Source organism: Pseudomonas asiatica, assembly GCF_040214835.1.
In the GTDB taxonomy this organism is placed as follows: domain Bacteria; phylum Pseudomonadota; class Gammaproteobacteria; order Pseudomonadales; family Pseudomonadaceae; genus Aquipseudomonas; species Aquipseudomonas putida_Z.
This window is the reverse complement of the sequence record NZ_CP157874.1, coordinates 2,546,313-2,566,125: the sequence shown is the minus strand read 5'-3', so window position 1 is coordinate 2,566,125 and position 19,813 is coordinate 2,546,313. Positions and strand designations below refer to the sequence as shown.

Genomic DNA, 19,813 nt, shown 5'->3' with positions numbered 1-19,813 from the left:
AGCCATGAGTGGCCCTTGCATCGGTCATAGCAGCTCGGGGAATGCAGCGCCAAGCAGGCCCGGATCCTTCAGGATCGATGCGCTGCTGGCGATATCCGGGGCCAACCAACGGTCCTGGGCATACGCCGGGACCCGTTCGCGCAACAACCGCCAGGCAACGCTGGTACCCGCGCCAAAGCGCTGCTCCTTGAGGAACTCGAATGCCTGGGCCGCCAACAGGTATTCGATGGCGAGGATCTGCGTGCAGTTCTCCAGGGCGCGGTGCAGCTTCAACCCGGCATTGGTGCCCATGCTCAGATGGTCCTCCTGCAGGCCGGAGGTGACGTAGTTGTCGACGACTGCCGGTTGTGCCAGCTGACGGTTTTCTGCACACAGTGAAGCAGCCACGTACTGGACAATCATCATGCCCGAATTCACCCCCGGCTGGCTGACCAGGAAGGCCGGCAAGCCGCTGACCAACGGGTTGATCAGGCGATCGAGACGACGCTCGGCAATCGCCCCGATCTCGGCCACCGCGATGGCCAGCAAGTCGGCTGCCATGGCCACCGACTGGCCGTGCGGATTCGCCTGGGAAACCACCCGATACGACTCGGGCGTACCCAGCAGCATCGGGTTGTCGGTGGTGGAGTTGAGTTCGGTTTCGATCTGCCGCGCAGCGTGTTCCAGCTGATCGCGCGCGGCGCCATGAACCTGCGGAATCGAGCGAATGCTCAAGGCGTCCTGGGTGCGAATGCCTTGGCTGCTGGCAATGATTTCGCTGCCGTCGAGCAGGCGCCGCAGGTTACTGCCCACGCGCTGCATGCCGGGGTGCGGTTTCATCGCGATGATTTCAGGGTCGAAGGCATCGAGCTGGCCGCGCAGGGCCTCGAAACTCATGGCGCTGATAACGTCCGCCCATTGGCTCAACCGAGTGGCGTCGTCCAGGGACAGGCAGCTCAGGCCGGTCATGCAAGGGGTACCGTTGACCAGGCACAGGCCATCCTTGGCACCCAGTTTGACCGGCGCCAGGCCGACCTCGGCCAAGGCCTGCTGCGCCGGCATGATCTGGCCGCGATAGCTGACCTGGCCGACGCCCAGCAAGCTGATGCTGATATGCGCCATGTGGGTCAGGTACCCCACCGACCCCTGCTTCGGCACCTGCGGCGTGATGTGCTGGTTGAGCAGGGTCAGCAGCGCCTCGACCACCTTGCGCTGCAGGCCGGAACGGCCCTGGCAGAAATTGATGATCGCCGCGCACATGATCGCCCGGGTCTGTTCGTCCGACAGCGCCGTACCCACGCCACAGGCATGGCTGAGCAAGGTGTTGTGCGACAGCTGGCTGAGTTGTTCGTCCTGCAACGAGACATTGCACAAGGCGCCAAGCCCGGTGTTGACGCCATAGGCGCGGTCACCGCTGGAAACGATGCGCTGGACAATCGCCTGGGCGTTCTCGATCCGCGCCCAGGCCGATGGGGCCAGCTCAAGCTTCGCGCCATGCCGGGCCACAGCCACTACGTCCTGCCAACGCACTGGCGCCTCGGCGATGATGATTCTTTCGGCAAACGACATACACGCGTTCCTTAAAGCGAAGCTACGCGACGCTGCACGAAACGATCGACGTATTCGTCCGCAGGCTGGTAGAGGATTTCTTTCGGTGTGCCGACCTGGACCAGGCGACCGTCCTTGAGAATGGCAATCCGGTTGCCGATACGCACTGCCTCGTCCAGGTCGTGCGTGATGAAGACGATGGTCTTGTGCAGGGTCTTCTGCAGCTCCAGCAACTGGTCCTGCATTTCGGCGCGAATCAGCGGGTCGAGCGCACTGAAGGCTTCGTCCATCAGGATGATGTCGGTGTCGGCAGCCAGGGCGCGGGCCAGGCCGACGCGCTGACGCATGCCACCCGACAACTGGTGCGGGTACGACTTTTCGTAACCCTTGAGGCCCACGGTGTTGATCCAGTGCAGGGCACGCTCTGTGCACATGGCCTTGCTCTCGCCACGGACTTTCAGGCCGTAGGCGACGTTGTCCAGCACGGTGCGGTGCGGCAACAGGCCGAAGCTCTGGAACACCATGCTGATCTTGTGCCGGCGGAATTCGCGCAGGGCCTCCATGTCGTACTGCAGAATGTCTTCGCCATCGACCAGGATCTGGCCGCTGGTCGGGTCGATCAGCCGGTTGAAGTGGCGCACCAGGGTCGACTTGCCCGAGCCCGACAGCCCCATGATCACGAAGATCTCGCCGCTGCCGATGGACAACGAGAGATCGTTGACCCCGACCACGCAGCCGGTTTCGGCCAGGACCTGATCCTTGGCTTTTTGCTGGCGGATCAGTTTCAGGGCATCTTCGGCGCGAGCACCGAATATCTTGAAGACATTCTTGACTTCGATCTTGTTCATTGTCTGTTTGGCGCTCATTTGCCCACCCCATGCCGTGGTCGGCCATAGGCCTGGGTAATACGGTCGATCACGACCGCCAGAATCACGATGGCCAGGCCCGCTTCAAGGCCGCGGCCCACATTCAGGGTCTGGATGCCGACCAGGACGTCTTCACCCAGGCCACGGGCACCGATCATCGAGGCGATGACCACCATCGACAGGGCCATCATGGTGGTCTGGTTGATACCGGCCATGATGCTCGGCAACGCCAGTGGCAGCTGCACGCCGAACAGTTGTTGCATGCGATTGGCACCGAAAGCGTTGATCGCCTCCATGACCTCGCCATCCACCTGGCGAATGCCCAGGTCGGTCAGGCGAATCAACGGCGGCGCGGCATAGATGACGGTGGCGAAGATCGCCGGCACCTTGCCCAGGCCGAACAGCATCAGCACCGGTATCAGGTACACGAAGCTAGGCATGGTCTGCATGATGTCGAGCAGCGGCATCAACACCGCCCGCAGGCGATCGTTGCGCGCCGACAGCACACCCAGCGGAATGCCGACCAGAACCGATATCAGCGTTGCGACCAGCATCAGCGCCAGGGTCTGCATCAGCTTGTCCCAGAGGCCGACCGCGCCGACCAGGAACAGCAAGCCGACGATCACGGCAGTGGTCACGACTTTGCGGGTGGCGTGCCAGGCGATACCGGCGACGATGGCCAGCATCAGCCACCAGGGTACTGCGCGCAGCAGGCCTTCGAGGTTGACGATGGCCCACAGCAGGGTGTCGGAGATGTGCCGGAACACATCCCCGTAGTTTGTTACAAGCGCATCGACCCAGCCATTGACCCAGTCGGCAATGGAAAACGTGAAGTTCTTGGGAAACATGGAATTCTCTCGAGCAAGTGCATGAAACGGACTGTCGCGTGCCTTGTCCGGCAGGAGCCGGACGAGCCCACACGCTCAGAGTGCCGCGTCCACCTTTTTGGCTGCGTCTTCGCTGACCCAGCTGTGCCAGACCTCGGGGTGCTCCTTGAGGAACAACTTGGCCAGCTCCGGCGACTCGATGCGATCTTTGCTCATGCGCGCCAGGTTCTGGTTCAGCAGGTCGATCGGCAGATTGACCTTTTCCAGCACCGCCACCAGTTCCGGCGCCTGCTCGTGGAAGGCCTTCGACAGGCCCACTTTGATGGTCAGGGATTTATCCACGCCTGGCTTCTCGTCCAGCTTGACCAGGTCGACCAGGCCCATCAGCGGCGTCGGCGACCAGTAGTAGAACAGGATCGGCTCGCCACGCTTGTAGCTCGACAGCACGGCGGCATCCAGTGCCGGGCCGGTGCCCGGGCGGAAGTTGGTGTAGCTGCTTTCCAGGCCGTAGTGCTTGAGCATCTCGCTGTTGTCCAGCTCGCAGGTCCAGCCGGCCGGGCAATTGTAGAAGCGCCCCTTGTCCGGTTCTTCCGGGTCCTTGAATACCTGGGCGTATTGCCCAAGATCGGCGATGGTCTTGAGGTTCGGTGCCTTGGCTTCGAGTTTGCGCTTGGGGTCGCCTTCGATCACGTAACGCGGCACATACCAGCCTTCGACTGCGCCAACGACCGGCGCGCCGACGCCAACGACCTTGCCGGCAGCGGCAGCCTTGTTCCAGACCTCGCTGCGCCCTACCCACTCTTCGGCAAACACCTGAATATCGTTGCTGCTCAGGGCGTTTTCCATGGAGATGGAGTTACCCGGCAGGCTGTCGGTTTCACAGCCATAACCATTTTTCAGCACGAACTGCATCACGTCCGTGAGCAGCATCCCGCTTTCCCAGTTCAATCCGGCGAATTTCACCGGTTTGCCAGACTCGCACCAGCCGGCCGCCTGGCTGGCACCAGCGGCCGCCAGCAGCCCGAAAGATAGTGTCGTGGTCAGCAGAGCCTTTGTAATTTTCATTGTGACGCTCCCAAACAAGAACATGGATTGCAGTAGTCGAGGGCATCCGGCCCAAAGAGGGTCGCCAAACTGGCTGATCAGCCTTGCAATCGGCATCGGCGTGGCACCTTTGATCGGTGGCCACTGCACAGAGGAAATATTTCACAACCTCAAAAAAGGATAAAATAATATGTCCTGATGTATCACAACGGAAAAACCTATGAAGTTCACACTGCGACAACTGCGCTATGCGCTCGCAGCGGCCAAGCACGGGAACCTGACGACTGCCGCTATGGAGCTTCATGTTTCACAGCCCTCCATTTCGGCGGCCATCAGCGAATTGGAAGAGGTGCTGGGCCAATCGATTTTCGTGCGCCAACGTGGCCTCGGCATATCGCTGACCCCGTTCGGGCGTACCGTCATGGTCCAGGCCCGGCGCGTTCTGAGCGAGGCTCGGACCTTTGCCGAGATCAATGCCAATGCGGGAGAGTGTGTCGGAGAGTTGGTGGTCGGGTGTTTTGAAGACCTGGCGCCCTATTGCCTGCCACAGATCGTGCGCCGGATGCAGGAGTCCTGCCCGAGGGTCACGGTCGATATGCGCGAAGGCAGCTTCGATTATGTGGGCAAGCGGCTGAGTGAGGGCGCGATAGAGCTGGCGATCACCTACGATCTGGGTCTGCCGCCGAACACTCAATGCACCCAGCTGTGCCAGCTGACCGCTCAGGTACTGCTGGCTGCCGATCACCCGTTGGCCAAGGAATCGCGCGTCAGCCTCAAAGCGCTATCCGAATACACACTGGTAGTCACCGATCAGGTCCACAGCTGGCAGCATGTGCTGGACCTGTTCAGCTTCTACGATCTTTCGCCCGCCGCTGTGCACCGCGTGCGCACCTTCGAGATGCAGCGTAGTCTGGTCGCCAACGGGTTTGGCGTGGCGCTGATCTACACCCGGCCATTTGGTGACCGCAGCTATGATGGCCAAGCGCTGGTTTGTCGGCCGACCGAGGAGAAATTGCCAACGCACAGCATCGTGCTGGCGCATGATCAGCGCTATCCGCTGACGCCTTCGGCTGAGGCGTTCAAGGACCTGGCGGTGGCATGGTTCGCGGAGCGGCCGTCGTTTGCATCCGAATGAAACGGCCCTCCTCTGCGAGGCGTCATTGCGCTAACGATATCTGGTCTTTCATCATCCCCATCAGTACCTCGTTTTCCAGCGGTTTGCTGAGCAGAAAGCCTTGTACTTCATGGCATTGGTCATCGCTGAGCAAGGCCAGTTGCTCGGCGGTCTCGACACCTTCGGCAGTCACCGTCATGCCCATTGCATTGCCGAGGTTAATGATGGCCTGGACCACGCTACGGTCGCTGCCACTCTTGCCCAGGTGCTGCACGAAGCGCTTGTCGATCTTGATGCTGTCGAACGGGTAGGTACGCAGGTAACCCAACGAGGAGTAACCGGTCCCGAAGTCGTCCATGTTCAGGCGCACGCCCAGCTCCTTCAGTGCAAGCATGGTGTGCAGTGCGCCTTCGACATCGTTGAGCATGACGTTCTCGGTAATTTCCAGCTCCAGGCGGTGGGCTGGCAGCCCGGTGGCGCGCAACGCGTTACCGACGTCGCGGACCACATCGCTGCGGCTGAACTGGGCCGGCGACATGTTGACCGAGACCATCACCGCCTGCGGCCAGCCCCGCGCCTTGGTACAGGCTTCCTGCAGCACCCAGTTGCCAAGCAGCACGATCAGGTCGGACTCTTCGGCAAGCGGGATGAAACGATCCGGGCGGAGCAAGCCCAGGCGCGGGTGTTGCCAGCGCACCAGGGCCTCGGCCGATGCGATCGAGACCCCATCGACCTTGAAGCGCGGCTGAAAATGCAGCACCAGCTCGCCACGCGGTATGCCCTCGCGCAGCTCGCTTTCCAGCACACGCTTCTCCATCAATGCTGCATTCATCTGTGCCGAAAAGAATCGCCAGGTGTTCTTGCCCGCCTGCTTGGCGCTGTAAAGGGCCACGTCGGCGTGCCGGATCAGGTCGCTCGGCGTACCAGGGTACTCGGCCGACAGCACTACACCCAGGCTTACCCCCACTTGCACGACATGCCCTTCGACCTGAATGGGGCGTTTGATCGCCTCGATCACGCGCATGCAGAATCGGTCCATGTCCTGGTGATCGCCTGGCCGGGTCAGTACGACGATGAACTCATCGCCTCCCAGACGGGCGACCAGATCACTGTCGCGGGTAACTTGACCGAGGCGGCTCGCTACCTCGAGCAGCACCGCGTCGCCGGCCGGATGCCCAAGGCTGTCGTTGATTGGCTTGAAGTTGTCCAGATCGAGCATCAACAGCGCCACCTTGGGTAGCTCAGCGCCAGGGGCTGATTGTTCGAGGAAACGGAACAGCTTGTTGCGATTCGGCAGGCCGGTCAGGGCGTCGTGCAAGGAGAGGTGCTGAATCTGGGCATGGGCGGCGACTTCGTCGGTGATGTCGCTGCACGTGCCACGAAAGCCGGTACACACGCCCTCGGCCACGATCGCGCGCGAAGCGATCCTGCAGATACGCTGCTGGCCTAGATGGTCCTGGTACTGGCAGCGCAGCGTGCCAGAGGAGCCTGTCGCGGCCAGGCTGTGCAGCGAGGTCCGGAGGTTGCTGGTATCACACGACAGCAACTCGGTAATCGGGCGCTGTCGCCACGCTTCGACGGGGTGCCCGGTGAGTTCGGTGAACCGGTCCGAAAGGTAGGTCAGGCGAAGGAGCACATCCGTTTCCCAGATCCAGTCCGAGGCAGCTTCGGCCACTGCCTTGAAGCGCTCTTCACTTGATTGCAGGGCAACCCTGGAAGTCACCAGAGCACGGTGGCTGCGATCGATCCTGGTGCTGGCGCGGATCGCATAGCGTGCAAACAATGCCATGCTCAGCGCGATGAACAGAACGGCGATAGCCAAGGGCGCGATTACCGTGTGGATCAGTTCGGTGCCGGGCTGCGGTATATCCCATGTCAAGGTGTGGCCGCTGCCTTCGAGTGGCAAGGCACCGCGCCCTTGGCGCTGATCGGCCGAATCGCCCACGGCCAGGCCGGACAGCCCCGCCGCCTGGCCCAGCGGCAAGAGCACCTGTGGCGATAGAACCCGAATGAACACCAACACCGCAGTGGGTCCCGGCGGGCGGGCCGGCTGGGTCTGCGGGCGGATCAGTGCAGCGACGTACACCGCCGGCTGGCCACGAAACACCAGATAGCCTGAAGACGCCTGATCGTGCTGCGCTGCTTGCCGAGCCTCCTGCAGGATCTTGCCGGCACTGACGGTATGCTGCTCCAGGCCCTGCTGGCTGAGCCTACCGTCCAGTATTGCGTACCGCGTACCGTCGTCATCGAGCACATATACGCCTTCGTACCCATCGGAGGTATAGAGCGTGGCGCCGACATTGTCCTCGTCGTATGCCCAATGTGCATCGACCTGCCCGCCCAAGTGATCATAGGCGGCCTGCCAGTTGGCATGGGTCAGCAGGAACGTCTTGTCGTTCTTCTGCAGCTGGGCCATGGCGGATTCAGCATAGAAGCGGCTCTGCTCCACTTCTCGGGCGTCCAGCGCCCCGGCGAGGCGGTAGAGGGAGAACAGCCCCAGCAACAAGGCCAACAGCAGAATCAGGGAAAACGCCACGATCAGTTGCCCGACCACATCACTGCGGGTCGACATTTCATTGTCAGCAAAGACGTCCATTGGTTCACCATCGCGGCCTAGGGTCTCCCGGTTGACCGGGCGACAGGCTTGGAGGTCGATGGAGCTGACGATCGGTGGTTGGCGAAAGGCGACCTAAAGCCTGATCCGGGGCTATGGTCAGTACAGCGCGGGGGCCTGCCAGCGGTGAACGACCGCCAGGTTGGATCTGGTGCGTTCCGCGGATAACGACCCATAGCTGTCGTTTTGCCCAACGGCGATCATTGTGGGAGCGGGTTTACCCGCGAACACCGGCACAGCCGGTGCCATCCACCGCGGCGCCTGCTTCGCGGGTAAACCCGCTCCCACAGGGCCGGCGTCGCACTTGAGATCACGCGGTACCTGTGGGAGCGGGCATGCCCGCGAACACCGGCAAAGCCGGTGCCATCCACCGCGCCGCTTGCTTCTCGGGCGCGCCCGCTCCTACAGGTACTGCCCGGGCTTCGAGTTGGCGCTGTACCTGTGGGAGCGGGTTCACCCGCGAAGAGGCCCTCGAGGTCAATCACGGCTGCCGCTTGAGTCCAACAAAGCCCAAACGCTCGTCAGACACCCGGCACCGTCTTCCGCCCAACCAACTGCTGCCTCTCCACCCCATCCAGCAACGCCTCCACCACCGCCTTGGCCGAATCCAGCCCATGGTCATTGCTCAACAACAGATCACGACAGGTTCCCTTGGCCAGCTCCAGTGCCTTGAGATTGGTCGCAAACGCGCCTTTGAGCAGCGTGGACAGATGCACCAGCGCATCTTCGTAGTCCACCCCAGAACGCACGGCAAACAATGGCGGATGGCTGCATTCGCACGTGGAGAAACTGGAGGACGCCGTGGTGGCGCGTACGGGAGGATCGGGTAAGCCTTTTGTCATTGTGTCGCTCCTTGATTCACTGGAGCCGCCACACAACGTGACCAAACGAATGGGTGGCGACTGTACGCGGGTTGGTCAACCGGGAATCAAGGAAACCGGCGCGCACGGAGGCGCCCCACGCACAGCCGCCATAAAACGAAACAGCGGGCACAAAAAAGCGCCAACTGTATCGCAGAGCGGGCGCTTGTGCGCCTTGATGATTGCGGGTGACCAAACCCGGCCGCTGGACTTACAGCAGCGGGCAAAGACTACCGGTGTCAGGGAAGCGTTTCAAGCGAAGGGAATGTGCAGTAACACTTCCGTTGGCGCCTCTCACTCATCACCTGCTGGCCAATCAGCAGTGATCACCATGTTGTGTCGCCTGCACCGGCCTCTTCGCGGGTAAACCCGCTCCCACAGGGACGGCGTCGCGCTTACGAAACCAGTTATCCTTTAGCGTCCACTTTGGGCCAAAAGCGATCGACCGCGAATGGCGGCTAACGACCCAAAGCGGACGCTAAAAGATAACTGGTTTCGTAAGCGCGACGCGTACTCTGTGGGAGCGGGTTTACCCGCGAAGCAGGCGCCGCGGTGGATGGCACCGGCGGTGCCGGTGTTCGCGGGTAAACCCGCTCCCACAATGATTGCTGTTGGGCAAAATGACAGCCAAGGGTCGTTAGCAGCCATTCCCGACTGAGCGTCAACGACCCAAAGCGGACGCTTTAATCGGTCTTTTCTGCAGTATCCAGCCACCAACCTGCGCCGGACATCAAAGCCGGACGGATGACTTATCGGGTATCGCTCGCTACCCTGAAAGCCCCGTCGCCTGACGGTTTCCAGGCCAAGTCCCATTTCACCAGACGAGCATGTCATGAAATCCCCCACAGGTTTGCTGCTGTCGGCTATCGAACTGGACCGTGCCAGTGCCATACCCCTGTACCGCCAGCTGTATCTGCAGATTCGCAAACAGATACTCAACGGCAGAATTCAGGGGGGCGTGCGCCTGCCGTCGACCCGGACCTTGAGCATCGAGTTGGGGCTGTCGCGAATCACCATCCTCAATGCTTTCGATCAGTTGATCGCCGAAGGTTTCCTGGCCTCGCGCACGGGTGCAGGTACGTATGTCGGTACTGAGTGGGAAAGCCGGCGTATCGAGGACGAGCAACCGCGCCAGCCACCGCGCCTGTCCGAACTGAGCCAGTCGATGCTGTCGCTGCGCAGCGATCATTTTCGCGGGGTGTCCTATGCAGACTGGGACCCCGCGACGCCGACCTCCTTCCTGCCCAGTCACAGCACCTATGAAGAATTTCCGCAAGCCATCTGGCGGCGCCTGATGAACCGTCATTTGCTCAAGCCGACCAAGGCGATTCTGGGTTATGGCGAGTTGCAAGGCTTGCAGGCGTTTCGCACAGCGATTGCCGAATACGTCTTCGATGCGCGGGGTATCGACTGCAATGCCGAGCAAGTGGTGATCGTTTCCGGCGCGCAGCAAGCGTTCAACCTGCTGGGCATGCTGCTGCTCAATCCGCAGGACAGTGTCTGGATGGAAGACCCTGGGCACATCGCCGCGCGAATTGCGTTGCAAGCCCAGGGGGCCAAGATCATTCCGTTGCGTATTGATGAGCAGGGGATCGATGTCCAGCAAGGCCTTGCCGAGTGCCCTGATGCGCGCCTGGTATTTTGTACGCCTTCGCGTCAGCATCCTTTGGGTGTCACCCTGAGTTATGTGCGGCGCCAGGCACTCATCGACTGGGCTGCGCAGCATCAGAGCTGGATCATCGAGGACGATTGCGACAGCGAGTTTCGCTACAGTGGTCGACTTCTCCCGGCACTGTATGCCTTGGACCAGATGGCCCGGGTGATCTACGTCGGCACGTTCAGCAAAGTGCTCTTTCCGTCACTGCGACTGGGTTACGTGATTCTGCCGCAGGCTCTGGTCGAGCCCTTCTGCACCCTGCGCGCGGTCATGGATCGCAGCCCGCCCACGCTGCTTCAGGCCACAACGGCGGACTTCATGAGCGAAGGCCACTTCCTGGGGCACATCCGCCGCATGCGTGCACTGTACAAGGCGCGCCAGCAGGCATTGATCGAACAACTTGAAAAGCAGATCGGCAGCTTTTTCAGGATTACTCCGACGGATGCCGGCATGCACCTGATCGCCTGGCTGCCCCCCGAACTCAGTGACACTGACATCGCCCGGCAACTGGCCCGACACAACATTCACACCTACGCCTTAAGCGACTACCGCATCAAGCATGACCTGCCGCCTGCCCTGTTGATCGGCTTTGCCGGCACGCCCGAAAAGCAGGCCCGAGAGCGTGTCGAGGAGCTGGCCCAGGCCTTGCGCGCGCTGGGTTACCTTCCGCCAGCCACTTGATGCGAGGCAAGTGGCCTTATCAATTAGTTGATAATGGATCTATCGAGAGTTCCTGACTGGCGCGATAAAGGCTGCGCCGGTAGACCCGGAGTCTGAACCAGGAACGACTCTAATGAACAACAAGATCCAGGAACGATTCAACGCCTTGCTGAGCCACAAGGTGGTCGAACAGGTAGCTGCTCCAGTGCTGACCGAAGCACTGGCCCAGCGGTTGCTTGAGCGTCTCGGGCAATTGCGCCTGTTTGCCCACGCCTATCCGCTACTGACCAACCTCACCCACGGTCGTGTCACCCCCGCCGACCTGCTGGACTTCGCCTATCGCCACGAGCTGCAAGGCCTGAGCCTGCACTTGCTCGACGGCGAGGAAAACAGCCTGAGCCAGATGTCGCCAGAGCAGCTCCAGGCGTTTGCCAGCAAGGCCAAGGCGCTGGGGCTGGATGTGCACCTGGAAATCAGCAGCACGCTGAAAAAGGATGTCGACCAGGTGATCGCCATCGCCAAGGCCCTGGGGGTGCGCAACATCCGTGTCTACTCACGTTACGAGGGCACGCTGTCGCGGGTGATGGACGTGATCGAGACCGACCTGCACTACCTCGCGCAACAGGCCGACGCCAACGATCTGTACTTTGACTTCGAGCAGCATGAAGAACTCAAGAGCAGCGAAATCGCGCAGTTGCTCAACCGTCTCAACCACCCTCGCCTGCATGCCCTGTTCGACTTCGGCAACATGATCAATGCCTGCGAACAGCCCCTGCAGGCCCTGCACAACCTGGCGCCGCACATCCGCCAGGCTCACCTGAAGGGCGTACGCATCGTCCCCGAACAGAACGGCTTCGGCCATTACGGCGTATTGCAAGGCAGCGACGAAGACGATCTGCCCAGCGCCCGCATGCTGTTCGAACTGTTGATGCTGGGCGAAGCAACCCCACAGGTGATCGCGTTCATTCTCGAGCAGGAAAATCACTACGTGGCCCCGGCCTTCCGGCAGAGCCTTGAAGCGGCCGATCCATTCATTGCTTACCGGGAGATGAGCGAAACGCCGCTCCCGAAAGGCTACTCGCTCGAGCGCATGCTGGCCGACGAACACCGCTGGGCGAACAATCAGGTGGCCTATGTCCGACGCTTGCTGGGCGAACTGCGCACCTTGGCTGAACTGACCCTGGCCACCCCTTCCAACGCCTGAACCTGACGACCCGATTACGCCCGGAGAACAATAATGACAACTCAAAACAAGGCCAAATGGCTCAGACTCCTGATTCTCATCCTCGGTGGCGGCACCATTTACAAGTTGGCGAACCTCAAGGACGCCTTCTATGTCCCCATGCAGGAATTCATGGGCCTGAGCCACACTGAAATCGGCGTGCTGTTGAGTGCCAACGCGATCATCGCGACTGCACTGTTTGTGGTTGGCGGCCTGCTCGCCGATCGCTATGACACGCGCAAACTGATCCCCCTCGGTCTGATCGGGACCGGAGCTCTTGGGTTGTACCTGGCAACCTTTCCGCCCTTCAGCAGCTTGCTGATCGTGTTCAGCCTGTTGGCCGTCTGTGCCGACTGCCTGTTCTGGCCATCGCTGCTCAAAGCCATCCGTAATCTGGGTGACGATCAGGAGCAAGGCCGGTTGTTCGGCCTGCTGGAAGGCGGGCGTGGCGTGGTTGATACGCTGGTGGCCTTTTCCGCACTGGGCGTGTTCGTCGCCATGGGCTCGGGGGAAACCGGCCTGAAGTCGGCGATCCTGTTCTACTCGGTCATCGACATTCTGGCCGGCACCCTGACCTGGCTCCTGCTCAAGGGCGGTAACACGCAATCGGCCGCCAAGCCGAAAAACGGTCTGGCGAACCTGATGGAGGCGATCAAGGTACCCGGTATCTGGTTGGTCAGTCTCAACGTGTTCATGGTCTACATCGTCTACTGCGGCCTGACCTATTTCATTCCCTACCTCAAGGAAATGTACGGGTTGCCCGTGGCGTTGGTAGGTGCCTACGGCATCATCAACCAGTACTTCCTGAAAATCCTCGGCGGGCCTGCCGGTGGTTTCATTGCCGACAAGCAGTTCAAGAGCACCAGCCGTTACCTGAAGTGGGCATTCCTGGCCTTACTGCCGCTGATGGGCGTGATCATGCTGATTCCCAAAAGCCCGGGCTTCATCTATGCGGGGATGGCGGCCACCCTTTCCTTCGCCCTGATTGTGTTCTCGATGCGCGGCGTGTTCTGGGCACCCATGGGCGAAGTCGGCATTCCCCAGCACATCACCGGCTCGGCCTTCGGCATCGGTTGCCTGATCGGCTATGCCCCCGGCATGTTTGCCTACGTCATCTATGGCGCGCTCCTCGACCACTTCCCTGGTCAACAGGGCTACAACTATGTGTTCACCTTGATGAGCATACTGGCCATCGTGGGCTTCATGGTGTCCAGCCTTCTCTATCAAGCGGTGCGCAAAAAATCCATGCCCACTGGCGGGGTCAATGCGGTACAAGCCTGATCATCGTTGCTCTCGAGGTTGTCGCTGTACCTGTAGGAGCGGCCTTGTGTCGCGAAAGGGCCGCATCGCGGCCCCAGGATTGATGCGCAACAGTTGAAGTTGCCGGGGCCGCTGCGCGCCCCATCGCGACGCAAGGCCGCTCCTACATGGGCCCTGCTGATTCAATGAGTTATGTACAGTTCCATGAGAGATGACAAAAGCTGAGTGGCTTGCCAAGGTCGATCGTTAGCCATTGCAAACAGGCCTGAAGGTGCCATAGGCTGCCTTTCCATGAATCGGCCACTGACACGGGATAAACGATGATCGACCTACAAGGATGTGGAAAGTTTTCAGGCTTGGAGTGCCGGCGTGTCGAGCCCGCTGACGCAGAAATGATCTGCTCACATCGCCAGGAGATGTTTCTTGAGGCAGGTGGCGACCCTGAAAAGCTGCAAGTCATGACTCAGCACTTTCGCCCATGGCTTGAAGAGCGGCTCGGTGACGGTCGGTACTACGGTTTCAAGCTCCTGGATGGCGACCAACCTGTCGCAGCCATTGGCTTGATGAGCATTGATTGGCCTCCCCATCCATCGCACCCGACCCTGGACAAGCGTGGGTACGTGCTGAATGTTTTCGTCCAGCCGGCCTACCGCCGCCGTGGCCTGGCTTCAGCCTTGATGCAAGCTGCTGACGCCGAGTTCGCTCGCCGAGGCATCACCTTCGCTGTCCTGCACGCAACCGAGACGGGTAAACCGGTCTATGAGCAGACCGGTTGGACTGGAACGTCGGAAATGGCCAAATCCATTAGTTGATAGTTACCGCTTTCGTCCGAAAGCGGAGATTGAAAACAAGACAGAACAAACCAAACAGACAACCCACGCTAGTCTGCAACCGGCTGATACAAGCTCACCGCCTTGGCATCCACCGCCTTGGGCAACAACCCTTCGCGGTAGAACGCATCGGCGATGCGCTGCTGCTCGGCCAGGTTCTCCGGCTTCACCGGCTGCACGTCGTAGCTGCGCCGGGCATTGGCCTGCTGCACCGTGGCACTGTCCAGGTTGCCCCACAACGGCCCGAGGATGCGTGCTGCGGCCGCCGGGTTGGCCTTGGTCCAGACACCTGCCTCACGCAGGGCCTGGTACACCTGCTGCAGCACTTCGGGGTGGGCCTGGGCATAGTCGCTGCTGGCCAGGTAGTAGCGCTGGTAGCTGGCCAGTTCGCTGCCATCGGCCAGGATGCGGGCGTTCTGCTGGCGCTGGGCGCTGGCCACGTAAGGGTCCCAGGTTACCCAGGCATCGACCTTGTGGTTCTCGAAGGCGGCGCGGCCGTCGGCAGGGATCAGGTAGGCCGGGGTGATGTCCTTGAAGGTCAGCCCAGCCTTGGCCAGGGCCTGGATCAGCAAATAGTGGCTGCCAGCGGCCTTGGTCACCGCCACGCGCTTGCCCTTGAGGTCGGCCAGGGTCCTGAGTGGCGAGTCCGCGGGTACCAGGATGGCCTGGGCCGTTGGCGATGGCGTCTCCCGGGCGAAGTAGGTGAGCCTGGCGCCAGCAGCCTGGGTGAATACCGGTACGGTGTCGGCAACATCCGCCGACAGGTCGACATTGCCCAGGTTCAGCGCCTCCAGCAATGGCAAGCCGCTGGGGAACTCGTGCCAGCTGACGCGAATGCCCTCGGCCTGCAGGCGTTGTTCGAGGCTGCCGCGGGCCTTGAGCAGGGTCAGCAGGGTCGAGGATTTCTGGTAGCCGATGCGCAGGGTCTGTTCGGCGCTGGCGAGGCTCGGCAGCAAGGCGCTGGCCAGCAGCGCCAGGCCAAGCTGGCGCAGGGGTTTGAAGGACATGTAGAGGTCTCCGGAGTCAGGGTTGCGCGGCCAGCGTGGCGGCATCGGGCAGGGTGAAGCCGGTGGCGAAGGTCGGTGCCACATCGAGGCGTTCGCTCATCAGGCCGTGGGCGTTGTAGAAATCGGCGGTGTCCTGCTGTTGCGCCACGGTCTGCGGGTCGATCACCTGCCAGCGCAGCTGGCGGCGCTCGAACTGCAAGCGAGCGGCGTCCTCGGGGAAGGCGATGATCGCGGCCAGGGTTTTCGAGTAGCTGTCCAGGTGCTGGTTGGCCCAGACCTGCGCCCCGGCCAGGCGGTTGAGGTAGTCCTGCAACGCCGCGCGCCGCTCGGGTTGATCCAGTGCCTTGTCGGTGGCGGCGAGGAAGCTGTTGCCGCTGGAAAGGCCGCGGCCGTTGACCAGCACCCGGCCCTGCCCGCTCAGCTCGGCCAGCGCGGTGTAGGGTTCCCAGGTCGACCAGGCGTCCACCGAGCCGTTGGCCAGGGCGATCTTGGCATCCACCGGCCCAAGGAAGCGGAACTCCACATCCTTCTCACTCAAGCCGACCTGGTCCAGCGCCTTGAGGGCCAGATGATGGCCGATCGACCCGCGACCGGTGGCGATGCGCTTGCCCTTGAGCTCTGCCGCGCTGTGCAGCTGCGCGTCAGGACGCACCAGCAGCGCCGTGCCATAGGGGTCGGACTTGTCCACGGCAATGGCCTTGACCGGTGCCCCCGAAGCCAGCACGAACAGCAGCGGCGCATCACCGATGATGCCGGCATCGATCGCCCCGGCATTGAGCGCCTCGGCCAGCGGCGCGGCAGCGGGGAACTCGGCCCAGTGGATGTCGTACGGCAGGTCGCGCAATGCGCCTGCGGCTTCCAGCTGGGCGCGCATGTTGCCCTTCTGGTCGCCGATGCGCAGGGTCAGGCGCTCGGCGGCGCCGGCCTGGCTGGCCAGCAGCAGGGCCGCGGCCAGGGTCAGCAGCTTCGATCGGATGGACATGGCGTTCCTCGGTGTCTGGGCGGGCAGCATCATGCGGCCCGTGCCAGGCGACTCTAGCGAGATCCGTCAAATAAATTAAATTGATTTTAGGAATATCCTAATATGCGTTTTCATCTATCAAAACAGAACCGATGGCATTACCCGCCAGGCAGATTATGCTAATGCCTTATTTTCCCTCCGACCCTGTGAGCGCCAATTATGAAAATCGATGATATGGACGCCTTCGTCGCGGTCATCCGCTGCCAATCCACCAACCTCGCCGCCGAGGCCCTGCAACTGACGCAACCGGCGATCACCCGCCGGGTGCAGAACTTCGAGGAAGACCTTGGCGCCACCCTGCTCGACCGCAACACCAAGCCGCTCAAGCCCACCCCCATGGGCCTGCGGGTGTACGAGCAGTGCAAGGCGATCCTGCGCGAGATCGACTCGCTGCGCGAACTGGTGGCCAACGATGGCGCGCCTTCGGGCACCCTGCGCCTGGGTGTGCCGCAAACCCTGGGTGACGTGGTGCTGCTCGATGCCCTGGCGCAGATTCGCGAGGCCTACCCGCAATTGCGCACCCAGGTCAGCAGCGGTTGGGGCAGCAGCCTCATCGCGCGCATGGAAAACGCTGAACTGGACGCCGCCGCCGCGCTGTTCCCACCGGGCAAGATCTTCCCCGAAGGCATCGCCAGCCGTTCGATCGCGCGCATGCCGCTGAAGGTGGTAGCCGCCAAGGGCAGCGTCACCAAGCGCAGCTACAAGCTCAAGGACTGCTACACCCGTGGCTGGGTGCTCAACCCCGACGGCTGTGGTTTCCGCGCCGGTCTGCAGCGGGCGCTGAGTGAACAGGGGCTGAGCCTGTCAATCAACCTGGAAACCTTCGGCACCGAGTTGCAACTGGGCCTGGTCGCCAATGGCCAGGGCCTGGGGCTGGTGCCCGAACCACTGTTGCAGGCCAGCCGCCACCGCGATGCGCTGGATGTGATCAATGTCAGTGATTTCAAGCCGCAGGTAGACCTGTGGCTGTTCCATCCACGTTACCTGGGCAACCTGCAAGAACCGGTCGAGCTTTTCGGTGAGGTGGCAGGGCACAGGCTCCTGGGTTGACCACGCAGGGGCGCCTGGCGCCCCGCCAATAAATGCAATTCATGCATAACAGTAAAAACAATAAATTCTTAAAACAAATAATTAGCATAGAACCAAAAAGACTTTTACAGCGTTCATCCATACGAATACGGTCTTAGCAACACACCGTCATTCAGGGATGAAACCCCATGAGTCACCCCTCCGACAGCGCCCTCGCCGAGCTGACGCAGGCCCTCGCGGCCAACGCCGAACGCTACGACCGCAGCGCGCAGTTCCCCCAGGACAATTTCGACCTGCTGCACCGCCACGGCCTGCTCGCCTTCACCGTACCCCGCGCACTCGGTGGCACTGGCGCGGACCTGGCCAGCGCCCGTCGGGTGATCGGCGCGGTCGGCAAGGGCGACCCGGCTACCGCGTTGATCCTGGTGATGCAGTACCTGCAGCACTTTCGCCTGCAGGACGAGGCCCGCTGGCCCGAACACCTGCGCCAGCGCGTGGCCCGCGATGCCGTGCATCAGGGCGCACTGATCAATGCCCTGCGCGTTGAACCCGAACTCGGCACCCCGGCCCGCGGCGGCCTGCCCGCCACCGTGGCGCGGCGCACAGCCGAGGGCTGGCGCCTGAGCGGGCGCAAGATCTACTCCACCGGCAGCCACGGCTTGACCTGGTACCTGGTCTGGGGCCGCAGCGACGACGCCGACCCGCTGGTCGGCGGCTTCCTGGTGCATCGCGACACGCCCGGCATCACCATCATCGATGACTGGGACCACCTGGGCATGCGCGCCACCTGCAGCCATGAAGTGCGCTTCGATGACGTGCTGATCCCCCTCGACCATGCCGTCAGCGTCAGCCTGGCAAGCGCACCGAAGGCCGAGCTCGACGGCGAGAGCCTGCTGTGGATGGCCGTACTGCTGCCGGCGGTGTACGACGGCGTGGCCCGTGCCGCCCGCGACTGGCTGGCGGGTTTTCTCAAGCAGCGTGCCCCCTCCAACCTGGGCGCGCCGCTGGCCAGCCTGCCGCGCTTCCAGGATGTGCTGGGGCGCATCGACACCCTGCTGTTCGCCAACCAGGGCCTGCTTGACGCAGCCACCGCCGGGCAGGTCGCCGCGCAGCATGCCGGGCAGCTCAAGCACCTGGTCAGCGCCAATGCCATCCAGGCCGTGGAGCTGGCCATCGAGGCCGCCGGCAACCCCGGGCTGTCGCGGCGCAATCCGCTGGAACGGCACTACCGCGACGTGCTCTGCAGCCGCATCCACACCCCGCAGGACGATGTGGTGTTCGGCCAGGCCGGCCGCGCGGCGCTGGCGGAGGTGCAGGCATGAGCCATTCGATCATCGCCAGCCAGCTCGACGCCCAGGCCAACCAGCACCTGCGCGAACACCTGCCGGACCATGAAGTCATCGATATCGCCCCCGGCCAGCTGGCCCTGCAAGCCCCTGCCGATGTATTCATCCTGCGCCCGATCAACGTGCGCGGGCAGCGCATCGACACCCCGCCGCCAGGCTGGCCCTGGGGCCTGAAGTGGGTGCAGCTGGTGTCCTCGGGCATCGACTTCTACCCCGACTGGGTGTTCCAGGGCACACCGGTCACCAGCGGCAAGGGCGCCAATGCCGAGCAGGTGGCCGAATTCGCCCTGGCCCTGGTGTTCGCCGCCGCCAAGCAACTGCCGGGGCTGTGGGTCAAGGATGCCGACTGGCGCCTGACCCCGCTGGCGCCATTGCGCGGCCGCACCCTGGGCATTCTCGGTTTTGGCAGTATCGGCCAGAGCCTGGCGCGCAAGGCGGTGGCCCTTGGCATGCAGGTGCTGGCCTTGAGCCGCCCCGGCCAGGCCATCGCCGAGGTGCCCGGGGTGGAGCGCGCCGCCGACCTGCAGCAGTTGTTCGCCGGCAGCGACCACCTGGTGCTGGCCGCCCCACTCACCGCCGCCACCCGTGGCCTGGTCGACCGTCAGGTGCTGGCCCATGCCCGCCCTGGCCTGCACCTGATCAACATCGCCCGCGGTGGCCTGCTTGACCAGCAGGCCCTGCTCGAGGCCCTGGACATAGGCCTGATCGGCCGCGCCAGCCTGGATGTCACCGACCCCGAGCCGCTGCCCGCCGGCCACCCGCTGTATCACCACCCACGGGTGTTTCTGTCGCCGCACACCTCGGCCATTTCCGAGGACGGCTACCCGGCCCTGCTTGAAGCCTTCATCGCCAACTTCCACCGCTACCGCGAGCAGGCGCCCCTGGCCAACCTGGTCGACACCGCGCGCGGCTACTGATTACCGGAGAGC

16 protein-coding genes are annotated in these 19,813 nt (G+C 62.5%); 8 read left to right on the top strand and 8 right to left on the bottom strand.

What is annotated here, in order from left to right; genetic code table 11:
- Positions 1-24: 24 nt before the first annotated feature.
- From hutH to ABNP31_RS11525, 4 genes are all read right to left on the bottom strand, one after another.
- Positions 25-1,548 carry a histidine ammonia-lyase gene (gene hutH / locus ABNP31_RS11540; protein ID WP_038408167.1) on the bottom strand — a complete coding sequence of 508 codons (1,524 nt, stop codon included), beginning with the start codon at positions 1,546-1,548 and terminating at the stop codon, positions 25-27.
- 11 nt (positions 1,549-1,559) lie between these two features.
- A complete protein-coding gene (locus ABNP31_RS11535; RefSeq protein ID WP_081742278.1) occupies positions 1,560-2,393 on the bottom strand; it encodes a quaternary amine ABC transporter ATP-binding protein in 834 nt (277 codons plus the stop codon).
- Entirely contained in the window at positions 2,390-3,241 is an 852-nt protein-coding gene (locus tag ABNP31_RS11530; RefSeq protein ID WP_015270115.1) for an ABC transporter permease, read from the bottom strand. The genes ABNP31_RS11535 and ABNP31_RS11530 overlap by 4 nt, the downstream gene beginning before the upstream one ends.
- Positions 3,242-3,316: 75 nt before the next feature.
- Positions 3,317-4,285 carry an ABC transporter substrate-binding protein gene (locus ABNP31_RS11525; protein WP_015270114.1) on the bottom strand — a complete coding sequence of 323 codons (969 nt, stop codon included), beginning with the start codon at positions 4,283-4,285 and terminating at the stop codon, positions 3,317-3,319.
- Between the two features lie 199 nt (positions 4,286-4,484).
- Between ABNP31_RS11525 and ABNP31_RS11520 the strand changes: the two genes are divergently transcribed.
- Positions 4,485-5,399, top strand: coding sequence for a LysR family transcriptional regulator (locus ABNP31_RS11520; RefSeq protein WP_054572910.1), 915 nt, complete (start codon positions 4,485-4,487; stop codon positions 5,397-5,399).
- A 22-nt stretch (positions 5,400-5,421) separates the two neighbouring features.
- On the opposite strand, the gene ABNP31_RS11515 is transcribed toward ABNP31_RS11520, so the two are convergent.
- Positions 5,422-7,974: a bifunctional diguanylate cyclase/phosphodiesterase gene (locus ABNP31_RS11515; RefSeq protein ID WP_350013336.1), complete on the bottom strand. Its 2,553-nt coding sequence runs from the start codon at positions 7,972-7,974 to the stop codon at positions 5,422-5,424.
- Between the two features lie 539 nt (positions 7,975-8,513).
- The gene (locus ABNP31_RS11510) at positions 8,514-8,750 is read right to left on the bottom strand and encodes a hypothetical protein (protein WP_015270586.1); all 237 of its coding nucleotides are present in this window, start codon (positions 8,748-8,750) and stop codon (positions 8,514-8,516) included.
- 934 nt (positions 8,751-9,684) lie between these two features.
- Between ABNP31_RS11510 and ABNP31_RS11505 the strand changes: the two genes are divergently transcribed.
- The 4 genes from ABNP31_RS11505 (at position 9,685) to ABNP31_RS11490 (ending at position 14,463) form a co-directional block, all read left to right on the top strand.
- Positions 9,685-11,190, top strand: coding sequence for a PLP-dependent aminotransferase family protein (locus tag ABNP31_RS11505; RefSeq protein ID WP_085663902.1), 1,506 nt, complete (start codon positions 9,685-9,687; stop codon positions 11,188-11,190).
- Between the two features lie 112 nt (positions 11,191-11,302).
- Positions 11,303-12,373, top strand: coding sequence for a sugar phosphate isomerase/epimerase family protein (locus ABNP31_RS11500; protein WP_238066090.1), 1,071 nt, complete (start codon positions 11,303-11,305; stop codon positions 12,371-12,373).
- A gap of 33 nt (positions 12,374-12,406) precedes the next feature.
- On the top strand, positions 12,407-13,672 hold the full coding sequence (locus tag ABNP31_RS11495) for an MFS transporter (RefSeq protein WP_085663904.1): 1,266 nt from the start codon (positions 12,407-12,409) through the stop codon (positions 13,670-13,672).
- Positions 13,673-13,971: 299 nt separating this feature from the next.
- A complete protein-coding gene (locus tag ABNP31_RS11490) occupies positions 13,972-14,463 on the top strand; it encodes a GNAT family N-acetyltransferase (RefSeq protein ID WP_085663905.1) in 492 nt (163 codons plus the stop codon).
- Between the two features lie 68 nt (positions 14,464-14,531).
- Here ABNP31_RS11490 and ABNP31_RS11485 read toward each other — a convergent pair whose 3' ends face one another.
- Positions 14,532-15,488 carry an aliphatic sulfonate ABC transporter substrate-binding protein gene (locus tag ABNP31_RS11485; RefSeq protein ID WP_075045444.1) on the bottom strand — a complete coding sequence of 319 codons (957 nt, stop codon included), beginning with the start codon at positions 15,486-15,488 and terminating at the stop codon, positions 14,532-14,534.
- Positions 15,489-15,504: 16 nt separating this feature from the next.
- Complete coding sequence (locus ABNP31_RS11480) at positions 15,505-16,470, bottom strand: ABC transporter substrate-binding protein (protein WP_350013335.1); 966 nt, start codon at positions 16,468-16,470, stop codon at positions 15,505-15,507.
- Between the two features lie 198 nt (positions 16,471-16,668).
- Between ABNP31_RS11480 and ABNP31_RS11475 the strand changes: the two genes are divergently transcribed.
- The 3 genes from ABNP31_RS11475 to ABNP31_RS11465 all read left to right on the top strand — a co-directional run bounded on the left by ABNP31_RS11475 (position 16,669) and on the right by ABNP31_RS11465 (position 19,801).
- On the top strand, positions 16,669-17,559 hold the full coding sequence (locus ABNP31_RS11475; RefSeq protein ID WP_075045447.1) for a LysR family transcriptional regulator: 891 nt from the start codon (positions 16,669-16,671) through the stop codon (positions 17,557-17,559).
- Between the two features lie 167 nt (positions 17,560-17,726).
- Complete coding sequence (locus ABNP31_RS11470) at positions 17,727-18,860, top strand: acyl-CoA dehydrogenase family protein (RefSeq protein WP_350013334.1); 1,134 nt, start codon at positions 17,727-17,729, stop codon at positions 18,858-18,860.
- Positions 18,857-19,801, top strand: coding sequence for a D-isomer specific 2-hydroxyacid dehydrogenase family protein (locus tag ABNP31_RS11465; RefSeq protein WP_238066089.1), 945 nt, complete (start codon positions 18,857-18,859; stop codon positions 19,799-19,801). The genes ABNP31_RS11470 and ABNP31_RS11465 overlap by 4 nt, the downstream gene beginning before the upstream one ends.
- The last annotated feature ends 12 nt before the right edge of the window (positions 19,802-19,813 follow it).

Excerpts from the sequence above, each read along its gene's own strand:
- hutH (WP_038408167.1), bottom strand. The coding sequence starts at position 1,548 with ATGTCGTTTGCCGAAAGAATCATCATCGCCGAGGCGCCAGTGCGTTGG.
- ABNP31_RS11535 (WP_081742278.1), bottom strand. The coding sequence starts at position 2,393 with ATGAGCGCCAAACAGACAATGAACAAGATCGAAGTCAAGAATGTCTTC.
- ABNP31_RS11530 (WP_015270115.1), bottom strand. The coding sequence starts at position 3,241 with ATGTTTCCCAAGAACTTCACGTTTTCCATTGCCGACTGGGTCAATGGC.
- ABNP31_RS11525 (WP_015270114.1), bottom strand. The coding sequence starts at position 4,285 with ATGAAAATTACAAAGGCTCTGCTGACCACGACACTATCTTTCGGGCTG.
- ABNP31_RS11520 (WP_054572910.1), top strand. The coding sequence starts at position 4,485 with ATGAAGTTCACACTGCGACAACTGCGCTATGCGCTCGCAGCGGCCAAG.
- ABNP31_RS11515 (WP_350013336.1), bottom strand. The coding sequence starts at position 7,974 with ATGGACGTCTTTGCTGACAATGAAATGTCGACCCGCAGTGATGTGGTC.
- ABNP31_RS11505 (WP_085663902.1), top strand. The coding sequence starts at position 9,685 with ATGAAATCCCCCACAGGTTTGCTGCTGTCGGCTATCGAACTGGACCGT.
- ABNP31_RS11500 (WP_238066090.1), top strand. The coding sequence starts at position 11,303 with ATGAACAACAAGATCCAGGAACGATTCAACGCCTTGCTGAGCCACAAG.
- ABNP31_RS11495 (WP_085663904.1), top strand. The coding sequence starts at position 12,407 with ATGACAACTCAAAACAAGGCCAAATGGCTCAGACTCCTGATTCTCATC.
- ABNP31_RS11490 (WP_085663905.1), top strand. The coding sequence starts at position 13,972 with ATGATCGACCTACAAGGATGTGGAAAGTTTTCAGGCTTGGAGTGCCGG.
- ABNP31_RS11485 (WP_075045444.1), bottom strand. The coding sequence starts at position 15,488 with ATGTCCTTCAAACCCCTGCGCCAGCTTGGCCTGGCGCTGCTGGCCAGC.
- ABNP31_RS11480 (WP_350013335.1), bottom strand. The coding sequence starts at position 16,470 with ATGTCCATCCGATCGAAGCTGCTGACCCTGGCCGCGGCCCTGCTGCTG.
- ABNP31_RS11475 (WP_075045447.1), top strand. The coding sequence starts at position 16,669 with ATGAAAATCGATGATATGGACGCCTTCGTCGCGGTCATCCGCTGCCAA.
- ABNP31_RS11470 (WP_350013334.1), top strand. The coding sequence starts at position 17,727 with ATGAGTCACCCCTCCGACAGCGCCCTCGCCGAGCTGACGCAGGCCCTC.
- ABNP31_RS11465 (WP_238066089.1), top strand. The coding sequence starts at position 18,857 with ATGAGCCATTCGATCATCGCCAGCCAGCTCGACGCCCAGGCCAACCAG.